We start from the raw sequence: 18,431 nt of genomic DNA, 5'->3' as shown, positions 1-18,431 counted from the left end.
GTATCCCCGCTACTTCGCGGCAACGATCGCGTCGGCGAGCACGGGGGTGCTCACCGTCGGCAGCGCGCGGAAGCCCCGCAGATCGGAGCGGAAGAGGAAGTGGTTCTGCTGGTCGTAGAGCGGCAGGATGATGGAGAGCTGCGCGATGCGCTCCTGCGCCGACTTGGCCGCCGCCGCGCGCCGCGTCGGATCGCTGTCGGTGCCGATGATGTCGAGCTGGCGGTCGAGCTGCGGATCCTTGATCATCGCGTGGTTCGCGAAGTAGCCGCTCGGGGCGGGCACCGTGGCATCGCTGTGGTAGAGGAACCGCAGGACGTCCGGTCCGATCTTGGTGTAGGGGGCGCTGACCATTTCGTACTCGTGGGCGCCGAGCGCGCCGTACCAGCTCGACAGGTCCAGCAGCGAGATCTTGACGTCGAAGCCGGCCTCCTTCGCACCGGCCTGCAGCTGCTGGAACAGCGCCTGCTCAGCGGGCACCGACTGCTCGGTGCTGACGGGGAAGCGGACCTCGAGCCGCTTGCCGTCCTTGACGCGCACACCGTCGGCATCGCGCTTCGTCCAGCCGGCTTCGTCGAGCAGATCGTTCGCGATGCGCGGGTTGTAGACGTACGCGTTCTTCGACTGCAGCGCGAGGGGCTCGACGCTCGACAGCGCGCTGCTGGAGCGTTCAGCGGTTCCCTCGAACAGGGAATCGACCGCGGCGTTCACATTCACGGAGGCGATGAAGGCCTTGCGCACGCGCTCGTCGTCGAAGGGGGCCTGCGCGGTGTTGAGCTCGATGCGGTTGCTCGCCCCGGGGCGCGGCGCGTTCACGTGGGCGATGGCGCCGCCCTTCTCGACCTGCGCGATCTGATCGGGGAGGGGGTTGTCGATCACGTCGACCTCTCCGCTCTGCAGCGCCGCGTATCGCGAGGTCGCGTCGGGGATGAAGCGCCAGACGACCTTCTGCACCGCGTTCTTCGGGGGTGGCTCGGTGCCCTGCGGGGCAGAGCGGTAGTCGGGGTTGCGGGTGAGTTCGATCCGGTCCTGCTTGGCCCACTTGGCGACGGTGAACGGGCCGGTGCCCACGGGGGCGAGGCAGTTCGCCTCCTGGCCGCGGGCGATTCCCTTCGGCGACTCGATCCCGACCCAGGGCTGAGCGAGGGATTCGAGGAGCGCGGCATCGGGACGCACGAGATGGAAGCGAGCGACCGTCGGGGAGACGACCTCGACGCGCTTCACCTGCTGCACGGCGAGGTAGCCGGTGGACGACGCGGTCTTCGGATCCTGGAGGTGCTCGATGTTCGCCTTGACCGCGGCGGCATCCACCGGGGTGCCATCGGTGAAGGTCAGCCCCGGCTTGAGGGTGAAGTCCCAGGTGAGGCCGTCGGAGCTCCGCTGCCATTTCTCGGCGAGCCAGGGGACGATCTCGCGCTTCTCGTCGAGGCCGACGAGCGACTCGAGGACCTGCGAGCCGAGCAGCGCCTGGGGAAGTTCCCGCCGACGTGCGGGTCGAGACAGGTGGGTTCGGCATCGCCGGTCGCGTAGACGAGCGTGTCCGCCGGTGCAGAGCGCGGCGCGGCTGCGGTGCCGGAACCGCTGCACGCGGCGAGCGGAAGGGTCAGGGCGGTGACCGCGATTGCGGCGAGGGCCGTGGTGGCGAGGCGGGAATGGGCGGGGCGCATGCGCGGGATCCTGTCGACGTTGTTGAACGCGGTGCAAAAACACCGGCATTCATTCTCGCACAGTCGCGACCGCGCGCGTCGATAGGCTTGAGCGCATGGCAGTCCTTCCCATCCTGATCAGCGGCGAACCCGTGCTGCACCGCCCCGCCGAGCCCATCACCGAGTTCGATGCGGCGCTGCGCACCCTGGTCGACGACATGTACGAGACCACGGTCGCGGCTCCGGGCGTGGGGTTGGCCGGCCCCCAGGTCGGCGTCGGCAAGCGTCTCTTCGTCTGGATGTACGACGACCAGGACGAGGCGCCCGAGCAGGGCGTCGCGATCAACCCCGAGCTGTGGATCGCGCCCCTCGAGCCGGGGCTGCCCGGCGACGACGAGGTCGAGGGCTGCCTGTCGTTCCCCGGCGAGCGCTTCGCGCTGCGCCGCTCGCCTCGGGCGCTGCTGCGGGCGCAGGACATCGACGGCAAGCCGTTCGAGGTCGAGGCCAGCGGGTGGTTCGCGCGCATTCTGCAGCACGAGTTCGACCACCTCAACGGGTTGCTCTACGTCGACCGCCTCCTCCACCCCGAGAGCAAGGGCGCGCAGAAGGCGCTCCGCAAGAACGGCTGGGGTCGCCCGGGTCTGAGCTGGACCCCGGGCATCGACGACCTCGAGGGCTAAAGCCCCTTCTCGTCCTGGATGGCGTTGCCGCCATCGACCACGAGCACCTGGCCCGTGACGTACGACGCGCCCGGCGACGCGAGGAACTCGACGACGGCCGCCACTTCGTCGGGGGTGCCGGACCGACCGAGCGGGGTCGCGTCGCCCATGCGGTTCTCGTGCTCGGTCGCAGAACCCGTGCGGATCCACCCCGGCGCGACCGCGTTGGCCGTGGTGCCGCTCGACGCGAGATCGACCGCGAGCGACCGGGTGAGGCCGACCAGGCCGGCCTTGGCCGCGTGGTAGCCGACGTCGCCGCGGTAGGCGAGCAGCGGCCCCGAGACCGAGGACACGGTGACGATGCGCCCGTGCGGTGCAGCGGCGAGGTGCGGGATCGCGGCCCGGGTGAGCAGGTAGGCGGTCGTGAGATTGCGGGTCAGCGCATGGTCCCAGCCGGCGAGGTCGAGCCCGTCGATCGACTGGGGATCCTGCGGATCGGAGATCGAGGTCATGCCCGCGTTGTTGACGACCGCGTCGACGCGGCCGTAGGTCTCGATCGCCGCGTCGACCATGCGCTGCGCTCCCTCGGCCGCGGTGAGGTCGGCCGCGACACCGATCGCGACGGGGGTGTTCGCGCGCCCGAGGTCGACCTGGCGTGCGCGCCGCGGGGTCGGGCGCGGCGCGATCAGCGCCCGGAGCTCCGACGCGCGCTGATCGATGCGGTCGGTGGTGGCGCCGATGACGACGCGGTAGCCGGACTGCACGAGCCGTCGGGCGACGGCGAAGCCGATGCCGTCGGGGGAGCCGGCGCCCGAGACGATGGCGACGCGCGGCTCCGCGTCGGTGTCGCCGGGAGCGGACACAGCGGGAACGGGCGCAGCGGGGGAGTCGAGAAGGCCTGCATGGCCGCAGCCTACCCGGTGCTGCTGACGTTCCGATCACGAGCGGCCGAACTCCCGGCGACGGGGGTGAACGACCACGCGAGGGCGGTGAGGGCGAGCAACGCGGCGGTGACCGCGAAGGCCCAGCCGAAGCCCGCCGCATCGACGATCGCGCCCGCGACGAGAGGGCCCATGACCCCGCCCAGGTCGCTCGCCATCGAGTAGCCCGCGACCACGCCGCCGCCGCGCCGCCTGCCGACCACATCGGCGAGCACGGCCTGCTGGCCCGGGTTCACGAGCGCGGATCCCGCGCCCGCGACCAGCATGATCCCGAGGGTCACCCAGATCGACTGCGCGGCCGGCAGCGCTGCGTAGCCGAGCGCGGTGACCGCCATTCCGGTGATGAGCAGCGGACGGCGTCCGAACCGGTCGTTCCACCGGCCGGAGGGGAAGATCAGGATCGCGTTGCCCGCCGCGTACGCCGCGAGCACCCAGCCGGCGAGCGCGGGCTGCCCCGGGAACGTCGCGGCGACGAGCAGCGGGACCACCGAGACGCGCACGCCGAATGACGACCAGCCGAACGCGAACACGGAACCGAGGAGCGTTCGGTAGCTCGGGATCCGCAGGGCCTCGCCGAACCGGAGCGGAGGCTCGGCGTCCGCGCTGTCGCGCCGCCCGACGATCGTGGATCGGCGGAGCGCGAACCAGACGACCGCGGCGGCGATCAGGAGCGTGGCGAAGTAGAAGACGAACGGGGCGCGCAGACCGAATCCGGCGACCAGTGCGCCGAGCACGGGGCCCAGCAGCGTGCCGAGCAGGAAGCCGGCCGCGTTGACGCTGGCGACGCGGCCGCGGGCCCGCACCGGACTCACCTTGATGAGCAGCGCGGTCGCCGCGACCGTGAACATCGTCGAACCGATCCCGCCGGCGGCGCGCAGCACCAGCAGCTGCGGGTAGCTGTTCGCGAGCGCGCAGGCGCCGGTCGAGAGCGCGACGATCAGGATGCCCGTCGAATAGGTGCGGCGCTCGCCGAGGCGCCCCACCACCCATCCGGCCAGCGGAGCGGAGACGAGGCGCATGAGCGCGAACGCGCTGACGATGGCCGAGGCGGCGAGATTCGTGACGCCGAACGCGTGCGCGTACTGCGGGATCGTCGGGGCGACCACGCCGTAGCCGAGCGCGACCGTGAATCCGCCGGCGACGAGGGCCCTGACCTCGAACGGGAGTCGGGTCTTCGGATCGCGGGTCACCGCACAAGCCTAGCCGCTCGGAGCCGCGTAGGATCGTGCGCATGACCGTGCTGATCGACCCTCCGGCCTGGCCGGCGCATGGACGGCTCTGGTCCCACCTCGTGAGCGACTCCTCCTACGCGGAGCTGCACGAATTCGCCGCGGCGAACGGCATCCCCGCCCGCGGGTTCGACCTCGACCACTACGATGTACCCGAGGAGTCGCACGCGCGACTCATCGCCGCGGGCGCCGTCTCCGTGAGCGGGCACGAACTCGTGCGCCGCCTCATCGCGTCCGGTCTCCGGGTGACCGGACGGCAGCGGCGGGAGATCGCCCACCGATAACCCGTACGGCTTGAGGTGGCACTTCCGGGCAGAATCCGGAAAGATAGGAAGCTCCGCAGCGACGCCGTCGCGGCGGTCACACGGATCACCACGAGTGGTCCAGAACAACCGAAGGAAAGACGTTATGGCCACTGGCACCGTCAAATGGTTCAACTCCGAAAAGGGCTACGGCTTCATCGCTCCCGACGACGGCTCCGCCGACGTGTTCGCGCACTTCAGCGCGATCCAGGGCAGCGGCCGTCGCGACCTGGTCGAGGACCAGAAGGTCGAGTTCGAGACCGAGCAGGGTCAGAAGGGCCCGCAGGCCACCAACATCCGCGCGCTCTGAGCACGCCCCGGGGTCCGCGCGCCGCGCGGTCCCCGGAACGCTTCGAGGGTGATCGGCCGAAGGCCGAGCACGCAGACCGGGCCGCCTCCCAGAGGCCGCCCGGTCTTCTCGCGATGGCCGCAATGGCCCGCCGTGTACCCTCGAAGTACTCGCCTCCGTAGCTCAGTGGATAGAGCAACGGCCTTCTAATCCGTTGGTCGCAGGTTCGAATCCTGCCGGGGGCACCCAAGTGGCGAGGTTCGAACTTTGCCCCATCTCAACAAAGGGCACTGTTCGAGCCTCGTCCGCCCCTGCAGCCCAGTTCAGGGCGTTCGCGCTGACCTCGGGATCGAGGAGCACTTCGTAGGGGCGTTCGTTCTCGACATGCAGGGTGTTGTCTTCATCGATGAAGATGCGGGTGAAGAACGCCTGGTTGCACAGGCGTCGGTTCGCGTCGTCGCAGTTGCGATAGATGTCTGCGCAGTTCTCGAGCAGGTCGAGCGAGTCGTCCAGGTTCTCGCGTGCCTCGCTGTACTCGCTGTGGTGCGAGGTCAAGCGCTGCTCGACCTGGTGCAGTTCGCTCGCGAGGGTCTGCTGTTCTCGTTTGAGGTGCGCGAGGGTGATCGCGTCGGCGTAGAACGCCTGTAAGAGCTTGTCCTGCTGCGCGATGATCCGGTCGCGGTTCTTTGTGAGTTCTTCGAGCTCGTATGCTTCGCCCGCCATCATCAGGTCGAGTTCGTGATGCAGCATCCCGGCGAGCGTCGCGCGGTGCGCGGGGGTGATCTGCACCCGCTCGTAATACTCCTCGACCAGGCGCTCCACGTCCTCGATGAGGATCGCCTGCCGGGTGCAGTTCGTGCGCTTGGTGTGTCGGCCCGCGCACACGAAGTACGGGTAGACATTGCCGTAACGGTTCTTCGCGTTCGACACGATCAGGCGCGACCCACACTCGCCGCAGTAGATCGTGCCTTTCAAGTAGTGGCTGTGCGTCTGCGTGGACTCGCCGGAGTTCCGGTTCGCGATGAGCACCGACTGCACCTGATACCAAACCTCTGCCGGGATCAACGGTTCGTGCGCACCCTTGTATTGCACTCCCCGATAGATCACATCGCCCTTGTAGTACGGGTTCGTCAGCATCCGGTGAATCGCCGATAACACCGGAGGCTTCGCGGGCCTGCGCGGTGAGGGCACAGTCACGAGGCCCCGAGCCTCCAGTTCGTCGTGGAGTTGTGAGAGCGTCCAGTTCCCCGAGGCGTACGCTTTGAACGCCCACTCGACCAGCGGCGCCCGCACTGGGTCGATTTCGACGGTGCGCATCTCGCGTCCGAGCTCGTCGCGGGTGAGGATGTTGAGGTACCCCATTGGGGCTTTGCCGATGGTGCCGCCGTTCACGGCTTTCTGGCTCATCCCTTTCACGACTTCGGTGGCGAGGTTGCGAGAGTAGAACTCCGCGATCGTGGACATGATGCCGTGCAGCAGCATCCCGGACGGGGTCTCGTCGATGTTCTCCGTTGCGGAGACAAGCATGACTCCGGCCTCCTGCAACGCCATATGGATCGTCACGTCGTCGGCACGGTTCCTCGCGAGCCGGTCGACCTTGTGCACGATGCAGTAGGTGACGTTGTGCGTTTTCACGTACTGGATCATCCGCATCAGCTCGGGCCGGTCGGCCTTCCTCGCGGACTCGCCCGCGTCCACGAACTCTTCCACGATCGTCGCGCCGAGTTGTTCGGCTTTGCGGAGGTTCGCGTCACGCTGCGCGGGGATGGAGAATCCTTCGTCGGTGCCGCCCTTCTCCGCCTGCTCCTTCGTGGAGACGCGTAGATATGAGACGGCGAGTGCGAGGCCGGGTGCGGGTGCCGGACGGGCGAGAACGAAGGATGATCCGGGGGTGCCGGGGGTGCTGGACATCGGGTGCTTCTCTCACGCGGGATGGAACCGCGCGGCAACTGCACCATTGACTGATGCAGCGAGGCACTGAAGGAGAAAAGCTCCCCGTGTCGGGAAGTACGCAGACCGGCCGGAACCGGAACGTTGAGACATTGCCCGCCGAATGGCGAGGATAGGACGACAGCGCCTCGCATTACCGCGAGGCGGGTACGACAACGATTCTACCGTTCGCGCCCGGATTCGGCCACGGAAACCGTGCTGCCCGCCGGCTCCCGGAAGGTGTCGGGCGGTTCGATCGCGCGGCGTGCGGCGCGGGACTCACCGCTGTGTTGCAGGGTACGGCGGATCAGGACTTGTGCGAGCAGGTGCAGGTCCACCGGGTCGCGGTGCACCGCGCGCACGGAGAACGAGCGCTCTTCGTACTTGCGGTGTCCACTCTTGCGCTGATAGTTCCGAGACATCAGCGCGGCCCCTTCTCCCGGGTGATCGCTTCGATGATCGTTTCCTCTTCGACCCGGGCGCGGCGGGCGGCATCGGCTGATACGAACGCGACGAAGTCAGCGTCTCGATCCGGGATCACTTCATCCTCGATCGGTGGTTGCGGTGCTTCGCCGGGCCACGTGGTTTGCCGGGTCGGGCGGTCACGGTCCAGGCGGGTGCCGCAGGCCGCCACCCACTCGCGGAGCCGTTCACGAGCGAGCGCGAAGTCGGTGTGCCACGCGATCGGCCCCGACCCGTCCTGCTCGGGGTCATAGCTGCATAGCCAATGCGTGTGCAACGCCGAGAGCTCCCAGACGAGTTCGGGATGCCGGTACCAGAACGGCGGCACCACCGACGCGGGCAGCCCGTAGGTTTCGCGGAGTTGGTTCACCCACTGGTTCAGGTCGAGCCATTCTTGTTCGGCTTCGTGCGAACGCAGGAGATGCCAGTTGATCGGCTTCGGGAGTATCGGCAGAGAAACGGTGCTGAGCGGGTCAGTGCCGTCGTCTTCCTCCTCCTCGATCTCTTCGGGGTCGAAGCCTTCCTCGTCGGTGGGCGCGTCGATGTTCATGGCGGGGTCTCCTTCCCAGTTCACATGGCCCTGGCGAACACCGGTGACGTGCTCCGTGCGGTGCCTCGTGCAGCTGTGCTGGTACGTTCGGCGGTTCGGCTGGTGCGCTGGCTGCGATCCATCGTGAAGGTGTTGCGGGCGGCGTCGGGGCCGATCTTCGAGGCGATGAACTGCTCGATCTCAGTCGGCACGCCGTCACGCTCGATGGTTCGGCGATTCACGCGCCCCTCGGCGATGAAGTTGTCGTGCTTCTGCAGCTTCGACAGGGCGCGCACGGCGCTCTCCCCGAACGCGACGAGATCGTGGAACGAGGGTTCGAGCTCAGTGAATGTGCCGTCGTCCTCGCGCCGGTAGCGGGGCTTGCCGACACGGGCGAACATGCGCGGCACCCCGCTCTTCGTGGTCGAGGGATGCGGGGTGGTTGCGATGAACCCTGACAATGAGGTCTTGGTCGGGATCGACACGATTTCGTCTCCTGCTTCACGGCCGCGCCCATCACGGCTCTACGAAGCAGGTGCACCGTTCCCGCCTGTCGGATCGTCCGCGCCCGACTGGGTGTCGGGCTGCCGGTAGTGGAGTTGTGCTTCGACCGCGAGCCGGTCGGCTGCGAGGTGTTTCCCGTCGGCGCGCTGGGTCCACCGGCGCAGCCGGGCAACGATCGGCGGTGCCGCGCGCAGCAGCACGAGGCCGGTGCCGAACGGGAGGCGGCGGATCGCGTCGGGCGGCATGATCGGTACCCGGCGGATCGAGCGTTGCGCGCTACGGGAGCCGTGGTCGCCGACGGTGGTGGAGTCGGTGATCTCGTCGCGCTCCCCGATGAGCGTGGACAGGTCTTGGAGATCCTTGCTGTTGGAGGCTCCGCCGAGGATGATCTTCACGATCGCGGCATCCCAGATCGCGGAGGCCGCGTGCTCCGACCACTGCTCCCGCGCCTGCGCCAGCGACTGCAAGACCGGCATGGTCGTGATGCCGGTGCCGCCGCCTTCGGCCATGAGCGTCGGCAACGACGGCAACGGACTGAGGTTCGCGACCTCGTCCAAGCAGAGCAGCAGGGGCGGATCGAGCCTCGCACCTGCGGAGCGTGCGGCGAGGCGGCGGGCTGCCTCGACCACGTCTTCGATGAGCGCCGCGACCAACGGGGCGCTGTTGTTCGCACCGGCCGCGGTCGCCAGCAGGTACAGGGTGCCCTTCTTCGCGAGGAAGTCTTCGGGATCGAACACCTCGTCCGGACCCGGGGTGACGGCATCGAGCACGCGAGGGTCAGCGAGCGCGGCGAGGGCGAGCGAGACGCCCTGCCAGATCGAATCCCTCGTGCGCGGGTCCGCGTCGATCATCGCCTGCAACGCTTCCGCCCAACCCCCGGCAGCGAGCGGATGCGTGGAGAGGATCGAGACGGCGTCACCGGCCGCGGCCGGGTCGAGCGTCCACCGGAACAGGTCGGCAGGCTGCCGCTGGTCGAGCGCGGCGGCGTGGAGCAGACATTGGAGCGCGATCCTCGTTTTCGCTTCCCAGAAGTCGCCGCCCTCGACGCCGCCTTTCCCGAGCCCGGTCGCGGACGCGAGCCCGGATGCGCGGACCATCGCGGTGAGAGGGTCGGTGCAGCCTCTGACGGGCGACCAGCGGAGCCCGGCGGGGATGCCGTCGGCGAGGTGCTGCGGATCGAACACCGCCACCGGCCCCACCTTCTCCCGCGCGCGGATGGTGGCGGTCACGTTGTCCGGGCGCGTGCTGGTCGTCACGACCGCGCCGGGGGCGGTGAGGATCGAGTTGATAACGATGTGCACGCCCTTCCCGGAGCGGGGCGGCCCGATCAGCAGGATCGAGTCTTCGACCGACGCCCACACCTCGACCCCGCGCGACACCCCGAGCCGGTACCCAACCTCCGTAGGGTCAGGGTTCTCGAGCGACGGACGCAGGTTCCCCGCACGGGCCAGGAGCGCACGCGGGGAACTGGCTTTCGCGACTTCGCTGCGGGTGGCGATCCCGGCGATCCGGTACGGGTCCATCGCCTGCCGGCGGCCATGCTGCCGGAGCGTCGCCCACACCCACCAGGCGGCAGCCCCGGCGGCGAGGATCATGGTGCCGGCGATCACCCAGTACACGACCGGGTCAAGGCCCGGCATGCCGAGCGCGGCTCCCGGGTCGGCGGGGCGAAGGAGCACCCCGGTCCCGGCACCGAGGCCGGCATCGGGTTGCGGGGTGCCGGTGAGGAACGCGGCGACACTGCCCGCTGCTCGGAGGATCACCGCGACGACGGCGAGGGCCGCGAGGCAGGCGAGGGCGGCGTTGGTGAGTTCGTCGCCGAGGCTCCCGGCCGGGCGGATCGGATAGGTCACTGCGGTGCCCCGATGCAGACGGTGGCGGAGATGCGGCCGAGGAGGATCACTTCGCCGGTGGTTGCATGGTCAAGGTAGCGGGAATCGATCAGAGCGCGGGCGATCCCGTCGGGCCCGGTCTCGGTGTGCGCGATAACGATCGCGACCGCGACATCCTCGCCCGGCACCATCCCCGACCCCGCGAACTGCACCAGCCGCGGCACCACCGGCACCGGCTCCGCCGCGACCGCTGGAGCCTGCTGCACCGGCTGCGCCTCTGGTGCCGGGGTGCGGCGGGGCGGGTTCGGGGTGTAGAAGTCGGTGATCGTCCGGCCGTCGGTTTCGATGACATCGACGCGGATCGTGCGCGCGGTCTGCTCGCGGATCGCATCCACGATCGCCGGGAACGATCCCCGCCGCCACGGCGGGGAGAACTCCGGCGGCAGAAACGGCGCCCCATCGACCGTCACCGTTAGGGTGCCGTCCTCGGCGACGACGATCCGCACCATCACCACCGCAGACGGTCCGGCGGGCTTCGAACGATCACGCTTCGACATACACAGGTCTCCTCTATGCAGGAACGGCGGCGACCCTGCCCGGGCTTGGTACAGGGCCGTGGTGAATAGGGGTGGGTCAGAGTGCGGGGCGCCCGGCGGCCGTCGTACTGATGGCGGCGCGGCGGGCGGCCTGTTCGTAGGCGGGGCCGAGGCGGAACGGCCGCGGGGTGAGCATCTCGGTCACGTCCCCCGTATGGGTGATGACCTCGGCCATCTCCTCCCGCATCAGCCGGTGGCAGCCCGCGGACGACACCGAAGTGATCGGGCCGGGGACCGCACCGACGGGACGGCCCAGCCCGGTTGCGCGCGCGGCCACGAGCAGCGATCCGGACCGGTATCCGGCTTCGGGGATCACGGTCGCGCCGCCAAGCGCGGCAAGGAGTCGGGCGCGGGCGATGAACCGCCACTTCGTCGGCACCGACTCGGGAGGTGCCTCGCTGAGGATGATCCCGCCCTGGTCGGTGATCTGCCGGAACAGGTCGGCGTGCGCGCTCGGATAGGGGCGATCCAAGCCGCCAGGGAGCACGGCGATCGTGGACGCGGGGCGGGTGGCGAGTGCGGCGCGGTGCGCGGCGGCATCGATGCCGTACGCGCCGCCGGAGACGATAATGCACGGTTCCGCGGCGAGATCTGACGCAAGCGCGCGGGTGACCTCTTCGCCGTACGAGGATGCCGCGCGGGCACCGGTGATCGTGACCCGCGAGGTCAGCGAGGAGGTGAGCAATTCCGGGTTCCCGGACGCCCACAACGCCACCGGGGCGCGATCGCCCAGATCGGCCAGCGACACCGGCCACCCAGGACTGCCCGGGGTGAGGAGCCGCAATTCGTGCTGCTCGGTGCGCTGCATGAGCTGACCGGCCAGCTTGTCGGTCTGCCGGGTCGCGGCGGACTGCCGCCACATCTCCCCGTCGAGCGGATCGACCTGGGCCGGGAACGCACGCCCGGGATCACGGATCAGCTCGACTGTCTCCGCTGGGCCAAGCAGCTTCACCAGCCGTCCCGTCACCGCATGCCCGGGCTCCACGAGCGCCGCGAGCAGCATCCTCGCGCTCTCATCCTCCGTGTACCTCACCACCGGCTCCCTTCCCTCGGCCTTCGTGAGAGAGGTGCGCGGGGCGAGCATGCAAAACGGGCGGGCCGGCAACCCGTGGGGGTCTGGCTGCCGGTCCCGCCCATCAGCAGGGGGTGCGCTACTCGTTCATAAGGTCATCGATAGTGGCGTCCTCCTCTCTGACGTATCCATTGCGCTCCCGGTAGAGCGCAAGCCGGCGGCCGAACCACAGGGTTCCGCCTGCCGCGATCAGCGCCAGCGCGATGCCGCCCCCGAGAAGGCCAGCCCATCCATCACTGCCGGTCTCCGCGAGACGCGACGGCGGCTTCGGGAGCGGCGGCTGCTCCGGCGTCGGCGGAGTCGGCGGAGTGCCCGGCGGACGCTCGCTCACGACCGTGGTCTCACCCGGAGCGCCGCACTTGCCCTCCGCGATCACCTTCCCCTTGGCGTCGTAGAGGGTTTCGACCCAGTAGACGTTGCCGGCCCGGTCGACGCTGGTGGTGCCGGAGCGGTAGTGACCCGCCTGAGTCACTGGGATCTTCTCTGAGGTGAAGAACGGTGCCTCGCACGCGGGCGCCTCACCCGCGGGCTGGGGGCCGTAGGCGCGGAACACGAGGTACGCGCCGTCGGGGATCTCGCTGCCTTGCACGAGTGCGGTGTCCTCGAACGGGTCGCCCACGTACGCGGACTCCTGCGCCTGCGTGATCACCGACACGGGCTGATCGGGGCCGGGGACGAAGAACCGCTCCCAGATATCCGCCGGCGACGACTGGAACGGCTGGACCCGGTCGTCGCCCGCGAACCGGGTGACGATCACGTAGAACCCGGCCTCGGTCGGCTGAATGCGATCTTGATCCGTGTAGCCAATGTCGTAGACGCCGTTCTTTGCGGGCGTCGTGATGCGCGTGAGCACCGGGGCGTCGGACAGGTCGAGGTCGTCGGTCAGTTCCGTATCGCTCTGGAAGGGGCCGTAGACGGTGTGCTCGATCTCCTGCTCGTCGGGCCCCCAGTAGCCGTCACCCGTGAACTCGGGGTGATTCTCCGGGAACCCCGAGACGGTGATTCGGTCGAACGCGCGCCCGTTCTGGTGGACGTTGTACTCGCGGACTTCCGAGGTGATCGTGAGCGGCCACCTGACGGAATGCGATTCGATGTTGATGCCGTAGTCGTCCTGCCAGTCGGCGGCGATGTAGGGGCGCACCCACTCCGGCTGCGACGCCTTCTTCACCTGCCACACCCAGGTCACGAACCCCGCATCCGGCAGCACCACCTCGGGCGACTCGTAGGTGCCCGGCCCCGTAGCGGTCACCTGCACGGTACCGATCGGCACCGCATCAGCTGGCGCCTCCGCACCCTGTACGGGCGGGAGGGTTCCGGGTACCTGGTAGGCGGTGCCTTCGAAGAGCACCGGGATCGGCTCGCCATTGTGTTTGAGCCAGGCACCGTTGGTCGAGGAGACCGTGATCGTGTCCGTCACTCGGTCGCCGGGCTTCACGAGCTTGCCGTTTGCCTGCGATACTGCTTCTGGCTGGAACGGCGTGACCGAGGTCTCCGTCACCCGCCCGAACTTGTCGGTGAAGCTGTCGGTGAGGTATTTCGCGTTCGCGCCTTGCTTGGTCTTGTCGATCTTCCATACCCACGTGTAGAACCCTGACTCGGGTGCGGTGAGCGTGCCCGGTGACACATAGTTTCCGGGGTGCGTGAGCGTCAGTGACTCGGTTCCGAGCACGGGGGCGCCCTCTGGGGGTGCGTTCGCTTCGGCCGGCTGCGCGTCGAACGGCCCGTAGAGGGTGCCTTCGGCGAGCACGGGCACGGGGCTGCCGTTCACCTTGATCCACGAATGCTTCGTCACCGACGCTGCGAGCTTGTCGGTGAACACGTCGCCGGCCTGCACGAACTTCGAGGAGACCACGGTCTCGATCACGGGCTGGAAGTCCAGCGGGATCACCGGTGACTGCGCGGTCGCGAGCAGCGGCTTGAAGCTCGCCGATGCGAGGATGCGCTGTTCGCCGGGGGTATAGAAGAGATCCACTCCCGCACCGAGCCCGACATGGGAGGCGGTGAAGGCCGCCTGTACCCGGTACTCCGGCGCTCCCTCCGGCGGGGTGCCGACGATCTGGTGGATGCCCGCGCCGAGCGTGGCCGAGGTCGACCCGTCCGCGAAGGTCGCATTGTTCAGCGACACCACTCCGTTCAGCGATCCCGGATTCGCGCTGATCGTGAGCTGGCCCCGGTACTGGTCGTCCATCGTGATCGACATCTGCACCGACGGGTTCACGGTCGCGTTCGCGGCGGCCGCGTCCCGCATCGCGGCGAGGTTCGCGAGTACCGTGCCCTGCACGTTCGCGGGAACGCGGGTGATGAAGTGCGCGTCTCCGCCGCGGACGGCATAGGTGCCGTGGTCGGCGACATCCCACACGTACATCTGCACCGCCGCCGTGATGTTCGGATCGTTGCTTTCACCCCAGCGGCCCATGACGTAGTTCAGGCGCGCGAGCTCGTTCTCAGAGAGCGAATCGAGGGTGGTCTTCAGCTCGGGGTGCTGGGTGTTTCCCCACGGTGGGAGCGCGTCGAGGTCCATGCAGTACGCCTGCCGCCCATGCGACGAGAAACTGCCGAGCCACAGGTTCTCGTTGCCGTAGCCGACGCCGAGGGTTGCGGCCTGCGCCGGGGCCGGGGCGAAGAAGAGGCCGCTGATGAGCATGAGCAGGATGGTGAGGATCGCGGCGTACCGCGACGCGGCTCGGCCGGGCGGTCTCGCCGCTTGGGCGGGTTCGAGCGCTGTGGACATGGGAACTCCTGACTGAACGGTGGAACGCCGCCGCCAGGATTGACGGCAGCCACCAGCCAGGTGCGCGCCGCCCCCATTAGCTGAGGGAAGCTCGCGCTTGATTCTTGTCTCTGACGCCCGATGGAAGAGTTAGACCGACGACATCGAAGTCCGAGAGAAGGGCAACCGGAACTCGCCCCTGCGCGTGCGAACTCATGAGCAGGGGCGAGTCTCCTGGAAAGTGAACATTCGGCAAACGCCCGCCCAGGTGCGCCGCGCAGAGTTGCCGCCTGCTTCGATGCGCGTCAATATAGATACATGTCTATTCAGGAAGTCGAACTGGTTATCGTCGGGTCCGGTCCAGCGGGGTATACCGCCGCGGTCTACGCGGCGCGTGCGGGTCTCGCGCCGGTCGTGATCGCGGGCTCGGTGACCGCGGGCGGTGCGCTGATGACGACGACCGAGGTGGAGAACTTCCCGGGCTTCGTCGATGGCGTGCAGGGGCCTGAGCTGATGGACTCGATGCGGGCGCAGGCTGAGCGGTTCGGCGCCGAGATCGTCTACGACGACGCGACCCGCCTCGAACTCGACGGCGACGTGAAGACTATCGAGACCGGCGCCGGCACCATCTACCGGGCGCGGGCGGTGATCCTGACGATGGGATCAGCGTACCGCAAGCTCGGCCTCCCCGAGGAAGGACGGCTGTCGGGGCACGGTGTGTCCTGGTGCGCGACCTGCGACGGGTTCTTCTTCAGGGAGCAGGAGATCGTCGTTGTTGGCGGCGGGGACTCCGCAATGGAGGAGGCGCTGTTCCTCACCCGGTTCGCATCGAAGGTGACCGTGGTGCACCGCCGCGACGAGTTCCGGGCGTCGAGGATCATGGCGCAGCGCGTGCTGGACGATCCGAAGATCGAGGTCGCCTGGAACAGCGAGGTCGCCGCGATCCTCGGCGATGAGCAGGTGACCGGGCTCACGCTGCGCGACACGATCACCGGGGCCGAGCGCACGCTCGACGCGACGGGGGTGTTCGTCGCGATCGGGCACGACCCGCGTTCCGAGCTCGTGACCGGGCAGGTTGACACCGACGCGGACGGTTATGTGCGGGTCGCGCACCCGTCGACGCGGACGAACTTGGCCGGGGTGTTCGCGGCGGGGGATCTCGTCGATCACACGTACCGGCAGGCGATCACCGCCGCAGGCACCGGTTGTGCGGCCGCGCAGGACGCCCAGCACTACCTGTCTAACCTCACACCCACCCCCGTGTCCGAGCCTGTTCTGGAGGTCTCCGCATGAGCACCGTCATCCCTGTCACCGACGCTACTTTCCGGGCGGAGGTGCTCGAGTCCGAGCTGCCTGTCGTGGTCGATATCTGGGCGACTTGGTGCGGCCCGTGCAGGGCGATCGCCCCGATCCTGGACCAGCTCGCCGGCGAGTACGCGGGCCGGGTGAGGATCGTGAAGGTCGACGCCGACCAGAACCCCGAGACCGTGACCGGGACCGGCGTGACCTCGATCCCGACCCTCGGGTTCTACCGGAACGGGGAACGTGTGGACGTGCTGATCGGCGCGCACCCGAAGCCCGTCTACATTGCGAAGATCGAGGAGCTGATCGCATGGCCGACACCCTGACCCGCACCGTCCCGAAACGGCTCCCCATTCTCGACAAGTGGCTGCCGCTGTGGATCGGCCTTGCCATGGTCGCGGGCCTCCTGCTCGGCCGTTTCGTGCCCACACTCTCGGACGCGCTCTCAGCCATGGAGGTCGGCGGGATCTCGATCCCGATCGGGCTGGGCCTGCTGGTGATGATGTACCCGGTGCTCGCGAAGGTCCGCTACGACAAGGTCGCCGCCGTCACCGGCGACAAGAAGCTCCTCGTCTCCTCGCTCGTGCTGAACTGGCTCGTGGGGCCCGCGGTCATGTTCGCTCTCGCCTGGATCTTCCTGCCGGATCTGCCCGAGTACCGGACCGGGCTGATCATCGTCGGGCTCGCCCGCTGCATCGCGATGGTCGTGATCTGGAACGATCTCGCGTGCGGAGACCGGGAAGCGACCGCGGTGCTGGTCGCGATCAACTCCGTGTTCCAGGTCGTCGCGTTCGCCCTCCTGGGCTGGTTCTACCTGACCGTGCTGCCGAGCTGGCTCGGACTCGATACGCAAGGGCTGAAGATCTCGGTCTGGCAGATCGCACTGAACGTGCTCGTGTTCCTCGGTATCCCGCTCATCGCGGGCTTCGCTTCCCGCTTCATCGGCGAGAAGCGCAAGGGGCGCGACTGGTACGAAGAGAAGTTCCTCCCCAAGATCGGACCGTGGGCGCTCTACGGGCTGCTGTTCACCATCGTGCTGCTGTTCGCCCTGCAAGGTGAGCAAGTCACCTCCCACCCGATGGACGTCGCCCGCATCGCGCTGCCGCTGCTGGTCTACTTCGCGCTGATGTGGTTCGCCGGCATCCTGCTGGGCAAGGCACTCGGGCTGGGCTACGCGCGCTCCACGACGCTCGCGTTCACCGCCGCGGGCAATAACTTCGAGCTCGCCATCGCGGTCGCGATCGGCACCTTCGGCGCGGCATCCGGCCAGGCCTTGGCCGGGGTCGTCGGCCCCCTCATTGAAGTGCCCGTGCTCGTGGGCCTGGTCTACGTCTCGCTCTGGGCTGCGCGAGCCTGGTTCCACACCGACCCCTACGCCACCGAAACAGCCACCGCGACCGAATCGAGGACGTCATGACCGACACCACCGTCATCTCCGACGCCGACGCGTGCGCACCGTCCACGGCGCACGCCATCGGGACCGAGGCCGCGACCACCGTGGCCGGAGCATTGAAAGCGCTCGCTGACCCGCTGCGGCTGCGAATGCTCTCCGCGATCGCGACCGACCCGCGGGGCGAGTCCTGCGTGTGCGATCTCGCCGAACTCGCCGACGTGTCCCAACCCACCGTTTCCCACCACCTGAGGGTGTTGAAGGAGACCGGGATGCTGCTGTCCGAGCGACGCGGCACCTGGGTGTACTACCGCATCGCCCCGGGCAAGCAGCGCGCCGTCGCAGCCCTCCTCGACGCGTTCGCTCCCGCCGCTGCCGCAACGGACGAACCCGAAGACACCGCAGCACGGGCCGAGGCCTTGCAACAGATGGACGCCCGGGTGACCCGCCTCGCGGAGGAGCTCGCGGACGAGCTGACCGGGCTGAACCGGGATCTCGTGATCGCGATCGTCCGCGAGTCCTACGCCGGCCTGGTCCGCTCGGCGAAGCTGACTGCACACATGATCCCACTGACCGAGCGGTTCGCCCGGCAGCGCCTGGCCGATCTGACCCGGGATCGCTCGTCCGGGGTGCCGCAGGTGCTGTTCGTGTGCGTACAGAACGCGGGCCGCTCCCAACTCGCCGCAGCCATCGTCAACCTGCTCGCCGACGGCCGCGTCATCGCCCGCTCAGCAGGCTCCACCCCTGCCTCGGACGTGCACCCGCACGTGCGCTCTCTGCTCACCGAGATCGAGGGTGCGCAGGAGGCCGAGACGGCGTTCCCGAAGCCCCTCACGGACGACGCCGTGCGCGCGGCCGATGTGGTGATCACCATGGGCTGCGGCGACGTCTGCCCGATCATCCCCGGCGTCCGCTACGAAGACTGGGCCGTCGGCGACCCGGCCCTCGCATCCCCGGACGGGGTCGACGCGATCCGCAACGACATCGAGGGCCGCGTCCGCGGCCTCCTCGCCACTCTCACCAGCAAGGCTTGAAGGAGCCC

18 protein-coding genes, 1 tRNA gene and 1 pseudogene are annotated in these 18,431 nt (G+C 68.7%); 9 read left to right on the top strand and 11 right to left on the bottom strand.

Annotated elements, in window-relative coordinates; translation table 11 throughout:
- Positions 1–9 precede the first annotated feature (9 nt).
- Positions 10–1,584, bottom strand: coding sequence for an ABC transporter substrate-binding protein (locus AB3K78_RS07115; protein WP_416447069.1), 1,575 nt, complete (start codon positions 1,582–1,584; stop codon positions 10–12).
- A 175-nt stretch (positions 1,585–1,759) separates the two neighbouring features.
- Between AB3K78_RS07115 and def the strand changes: the two genes are divergently transcribed.
- A complete protein-coding gene (def, locus tag AB3K78_RS07110; protein ID WP_416447068.1) occupies positions 1,760–2,323 on the top strand; it encodes a peptide deformylase in 564 nt (187 codons plus the stop codon).
- Here def and AB3K78_RS07105 read toward each other — a convergent pair.
- Positions 2,320–3,165, bottom strand: a complete 846-nt coding sequence (locus AB3K78_RS07105; RefSeq protein ID WP_416447067.1) for an SDR family NAD(P)-dependent oxidoreductase — start codon at positions 3,163–3,165, stop codon at positions 2,320–2,322. The two genes, def and AB3K78_RS07105, sit on opposite strands and share 4 nt — an antisense overlap.
- Before the next feature lie 50 nt (positions 3,166–3,215).
- Complete coding sequence (locus AB3K78_RS07100) at positions 3,216–4,433, bottom strand: MFS transporter (RefSeq protein ID WP_416447066.1); 1,218 nt, start codon at positions 4,431–4,433, stop codon at positions 3,216–3,218.
- Positions 4,434–4,474: 41 nt separating this feature from the next.
- Between AB3K78_RS07100 and AB3K78_RS07095 the strand changes: the two genes are divergently transcribed.
- The 4 genes from AB3K78_RS07095 (at position 4,475) to AB3K78_RS07080 (ending at position 5,711) form a co-directional block, all read left to right on the top strand.
- The gene (locus tag AB3K78_RS07095; protein WP_416447065.1) at positions 4,475–4,756 is read left to right on the top strand and encodes a DUF4031 domain-containing protein; all 282 of its coding nucleotides are present in this window, start codon (positions 4,475–4,477) and stop codon (positions 4,754–4,756) included.
- A gap of 124 nt (positions 4,757–4,880) precedes the next feature.
- Positions 4,881–5,084 (top strand): cold-shock protein, encoded by a 204-nt coding sequence (locus AB3K78_RS07090; protein WP_046456000.1) that lies wholly within the window; start codon positions 4,881–4,883, stop codon positions 5,082–5,084.
- A 151-nt stretch (positions 5,085–5,235) separates the two neighbouring features.
- A tRNA-Arg gene (locus tag AB3K78_RS07085) sits at positions 5,236–5,308 on the top strand.
- Positions 5,309–5,330: 22 nt separating this feature from the next.
- The gene (locus AB3K78_RS07080; RefSeq protein ID WP_416447064.1) at positions 5,331–5,711 is read left to right on the top strand and encodes a hypothetical protein; all 381 of its coding nucleotides are present in this window, start codon (positions 5,331–5,333) and stop codon (positions 5,709–5,711) included.
- 207 nt (positions 5,712–5,918) lie between these two features.
- Here AB3K78_RS07080 and AB3K78_RS07075 read toward each other — a convergent pair.
- The 8 genes and pseudogenes from AB3K78_RS07075 to AB3K78_RS07040 all read right to left on the bottom strand — a co-directional run.
- A pseudogene (locus AB3K78_RS07075) lies at positions 5,919–6,974 on the bottom strand (recombinase family protein); the annotation flags it as partial.
- A gap of 200 nt (positions 6,975–7,174) precedes the next feature.
- Positions 7,175–7,414 (bottom strand): hypothetical protein, encoded by a 240-nt coding sequence (locus AB3K78_RS07070; RefSeq protein WP_416447063.1) that lies wholly within the window; start codon positions 7,412–7,414, stop codon positions 7,175–7,177.
- On the bottom strand, positions 7,414–8,004 hold the full coding sequence (locus tag AB3K78_RS07065) for a hypothetical protein (RefSeq protein WP_416447062.1): 591 nt from the start codon (positions 8,002–8,004) through the stop codon (positions 7,414–7,416). The genes AB3K78_RS07070 and AB3K78_RS07065 overlap by 1 nt, the downstream gene beginning before the upstream one ends.
- A 20-nt stretch (positions 8,005–8,024) precedes the next feature.
- Positions 8,025–8,468 carry a single-stranded DNA-binding protein gene (locus AB3K78_RS07060; RefSeq protein WP_416447061.1) on the bottom strand — a complete coding sequence of 148 codons (444 nt, stop codon included), beginning with the start codon at positions 8,466–8,468 and terminating at the stop codon, positions 8,025–8,027.
- 39 nt (positions 8,469–8,507) lie between these two features.
- On the bottom strand, positions 8,508–10,340 hold the full coding sequence (locus AB3K78_RS07055; protein ID WP_416447060.1) for a type IV secretory system conjugative DNA transfer family protein: 1,833 nt from the start codon (positions 10,338–10,340) through the stop codon (positions 8,508–8,510).
- Positions 10,337–10,876, bottom strand: coding sequence for a hypothetical protein (locus AB3K78_RS07050; protein ID WP_416447059.1), 540 nt, complete (start codon positions 10,874–10,876; stop codon positions 10,337–10,339). The genes AB3K78_RS07055 and AB3K78_RS07050 overlap by 4 nt, the downstream gene beginning before the upstream one ends.
- Positions 10,877–10,952: 76 nt before the next feature.
- The gene (gene dprA, locus AB3K78_RS07045) at positions 10,953–11,948 is read right to left on the bottom strand and encodes a DNA-processing protein DprA (protein ID WP_416447058.1); all 996 of its coding nucleotides are present in this window, start codon (positions 11,946–11,948) and stop codon (positions 10,953–10,955) included.
- Between the two features lie 118 nt (positions 11,949–12,066).
- Complete coding sequence (locus tag AB3K78_RS07040) at positions 12,067–14,718, bottom strand: hypothetical protein (RefSeq protein WP_416447057.1); 2,652 nt, start codon at positions 14,716–14,718, stop codon at positions 12,067–12,069.
- 297 nt (positions 14,719–15,015) lie between these two features.
- Between AB3K78_RS07040 and trxB the strand changes: the two genes are divergently transcribed.
- From trxB to AB3K78_RS07020, 4 genes are read left to right on the top strand one after another with little or no spacing between them, the layout of a single operon-like run.
- Complete coding sequence (trxB, locus tag AB3K78_RS07035) at positions 15,016–15,990, top strand: thioredoxin-disulfide reductase (protein ID WP_416447056.1); 975 nt, start codon at positions 15,016–15,018, stop codon at positions 15,988–15,990.
- Positions 15,987–16,325 carry a thioredoxin gene (trxA, locus tag AB3K78_RS07030; protein WP_416447055.1) on the top strand — a complete coding sequence of 113 codons (339 nt, stop codon included), beginning with the start codon at positions 15,987–15,989 and terminating at the stop codon, positions 16,323–16,325. Before trxB ends, trxA begins: the two co-directional genes overlap by 4 nt.
- Positions 16,310–17,416, top strand: coding sequence for an ACR3 family arsenite efflux transporter (gene arsB, locus AB3K78_RS07025; protein ID WP_416447054.1), 1,107 nt, complete (start codon positions 16,310–16,312; stop codon positions 17,414–17,416). The genes trxA and arsB overlap by 16 nt, the downstream gene beginning before the upstream one ends.
- Entirely contained in the window at positions 17,413–18,423 is a 1,011-nt protein-coding gene (locus tag AB3K78_RS07020) for a metalloregulator ArsR/SmtB family transcription factor (protein ID WP_416447053.1), read from the top strand. Before arsB ends, AB3K78_RS07020 begins: the two co-directional genes overlap by 4 nt.
- Positions 18,424–18,431: the final 8 nt, after the last annotated feature.

The organism is Leucobacter sp. HNU, from assembly GCF_047946755.1.
Lineage (GTDB): Bacteria > Actinomycetota > Actinomycetes > Actinomycetales > Microbacteriaceae > Leucobacter.
Note: the sequence above shows the minus strand (reverse complement) of the source record. Positions and strands in the feature narration are given on the sequence as shown.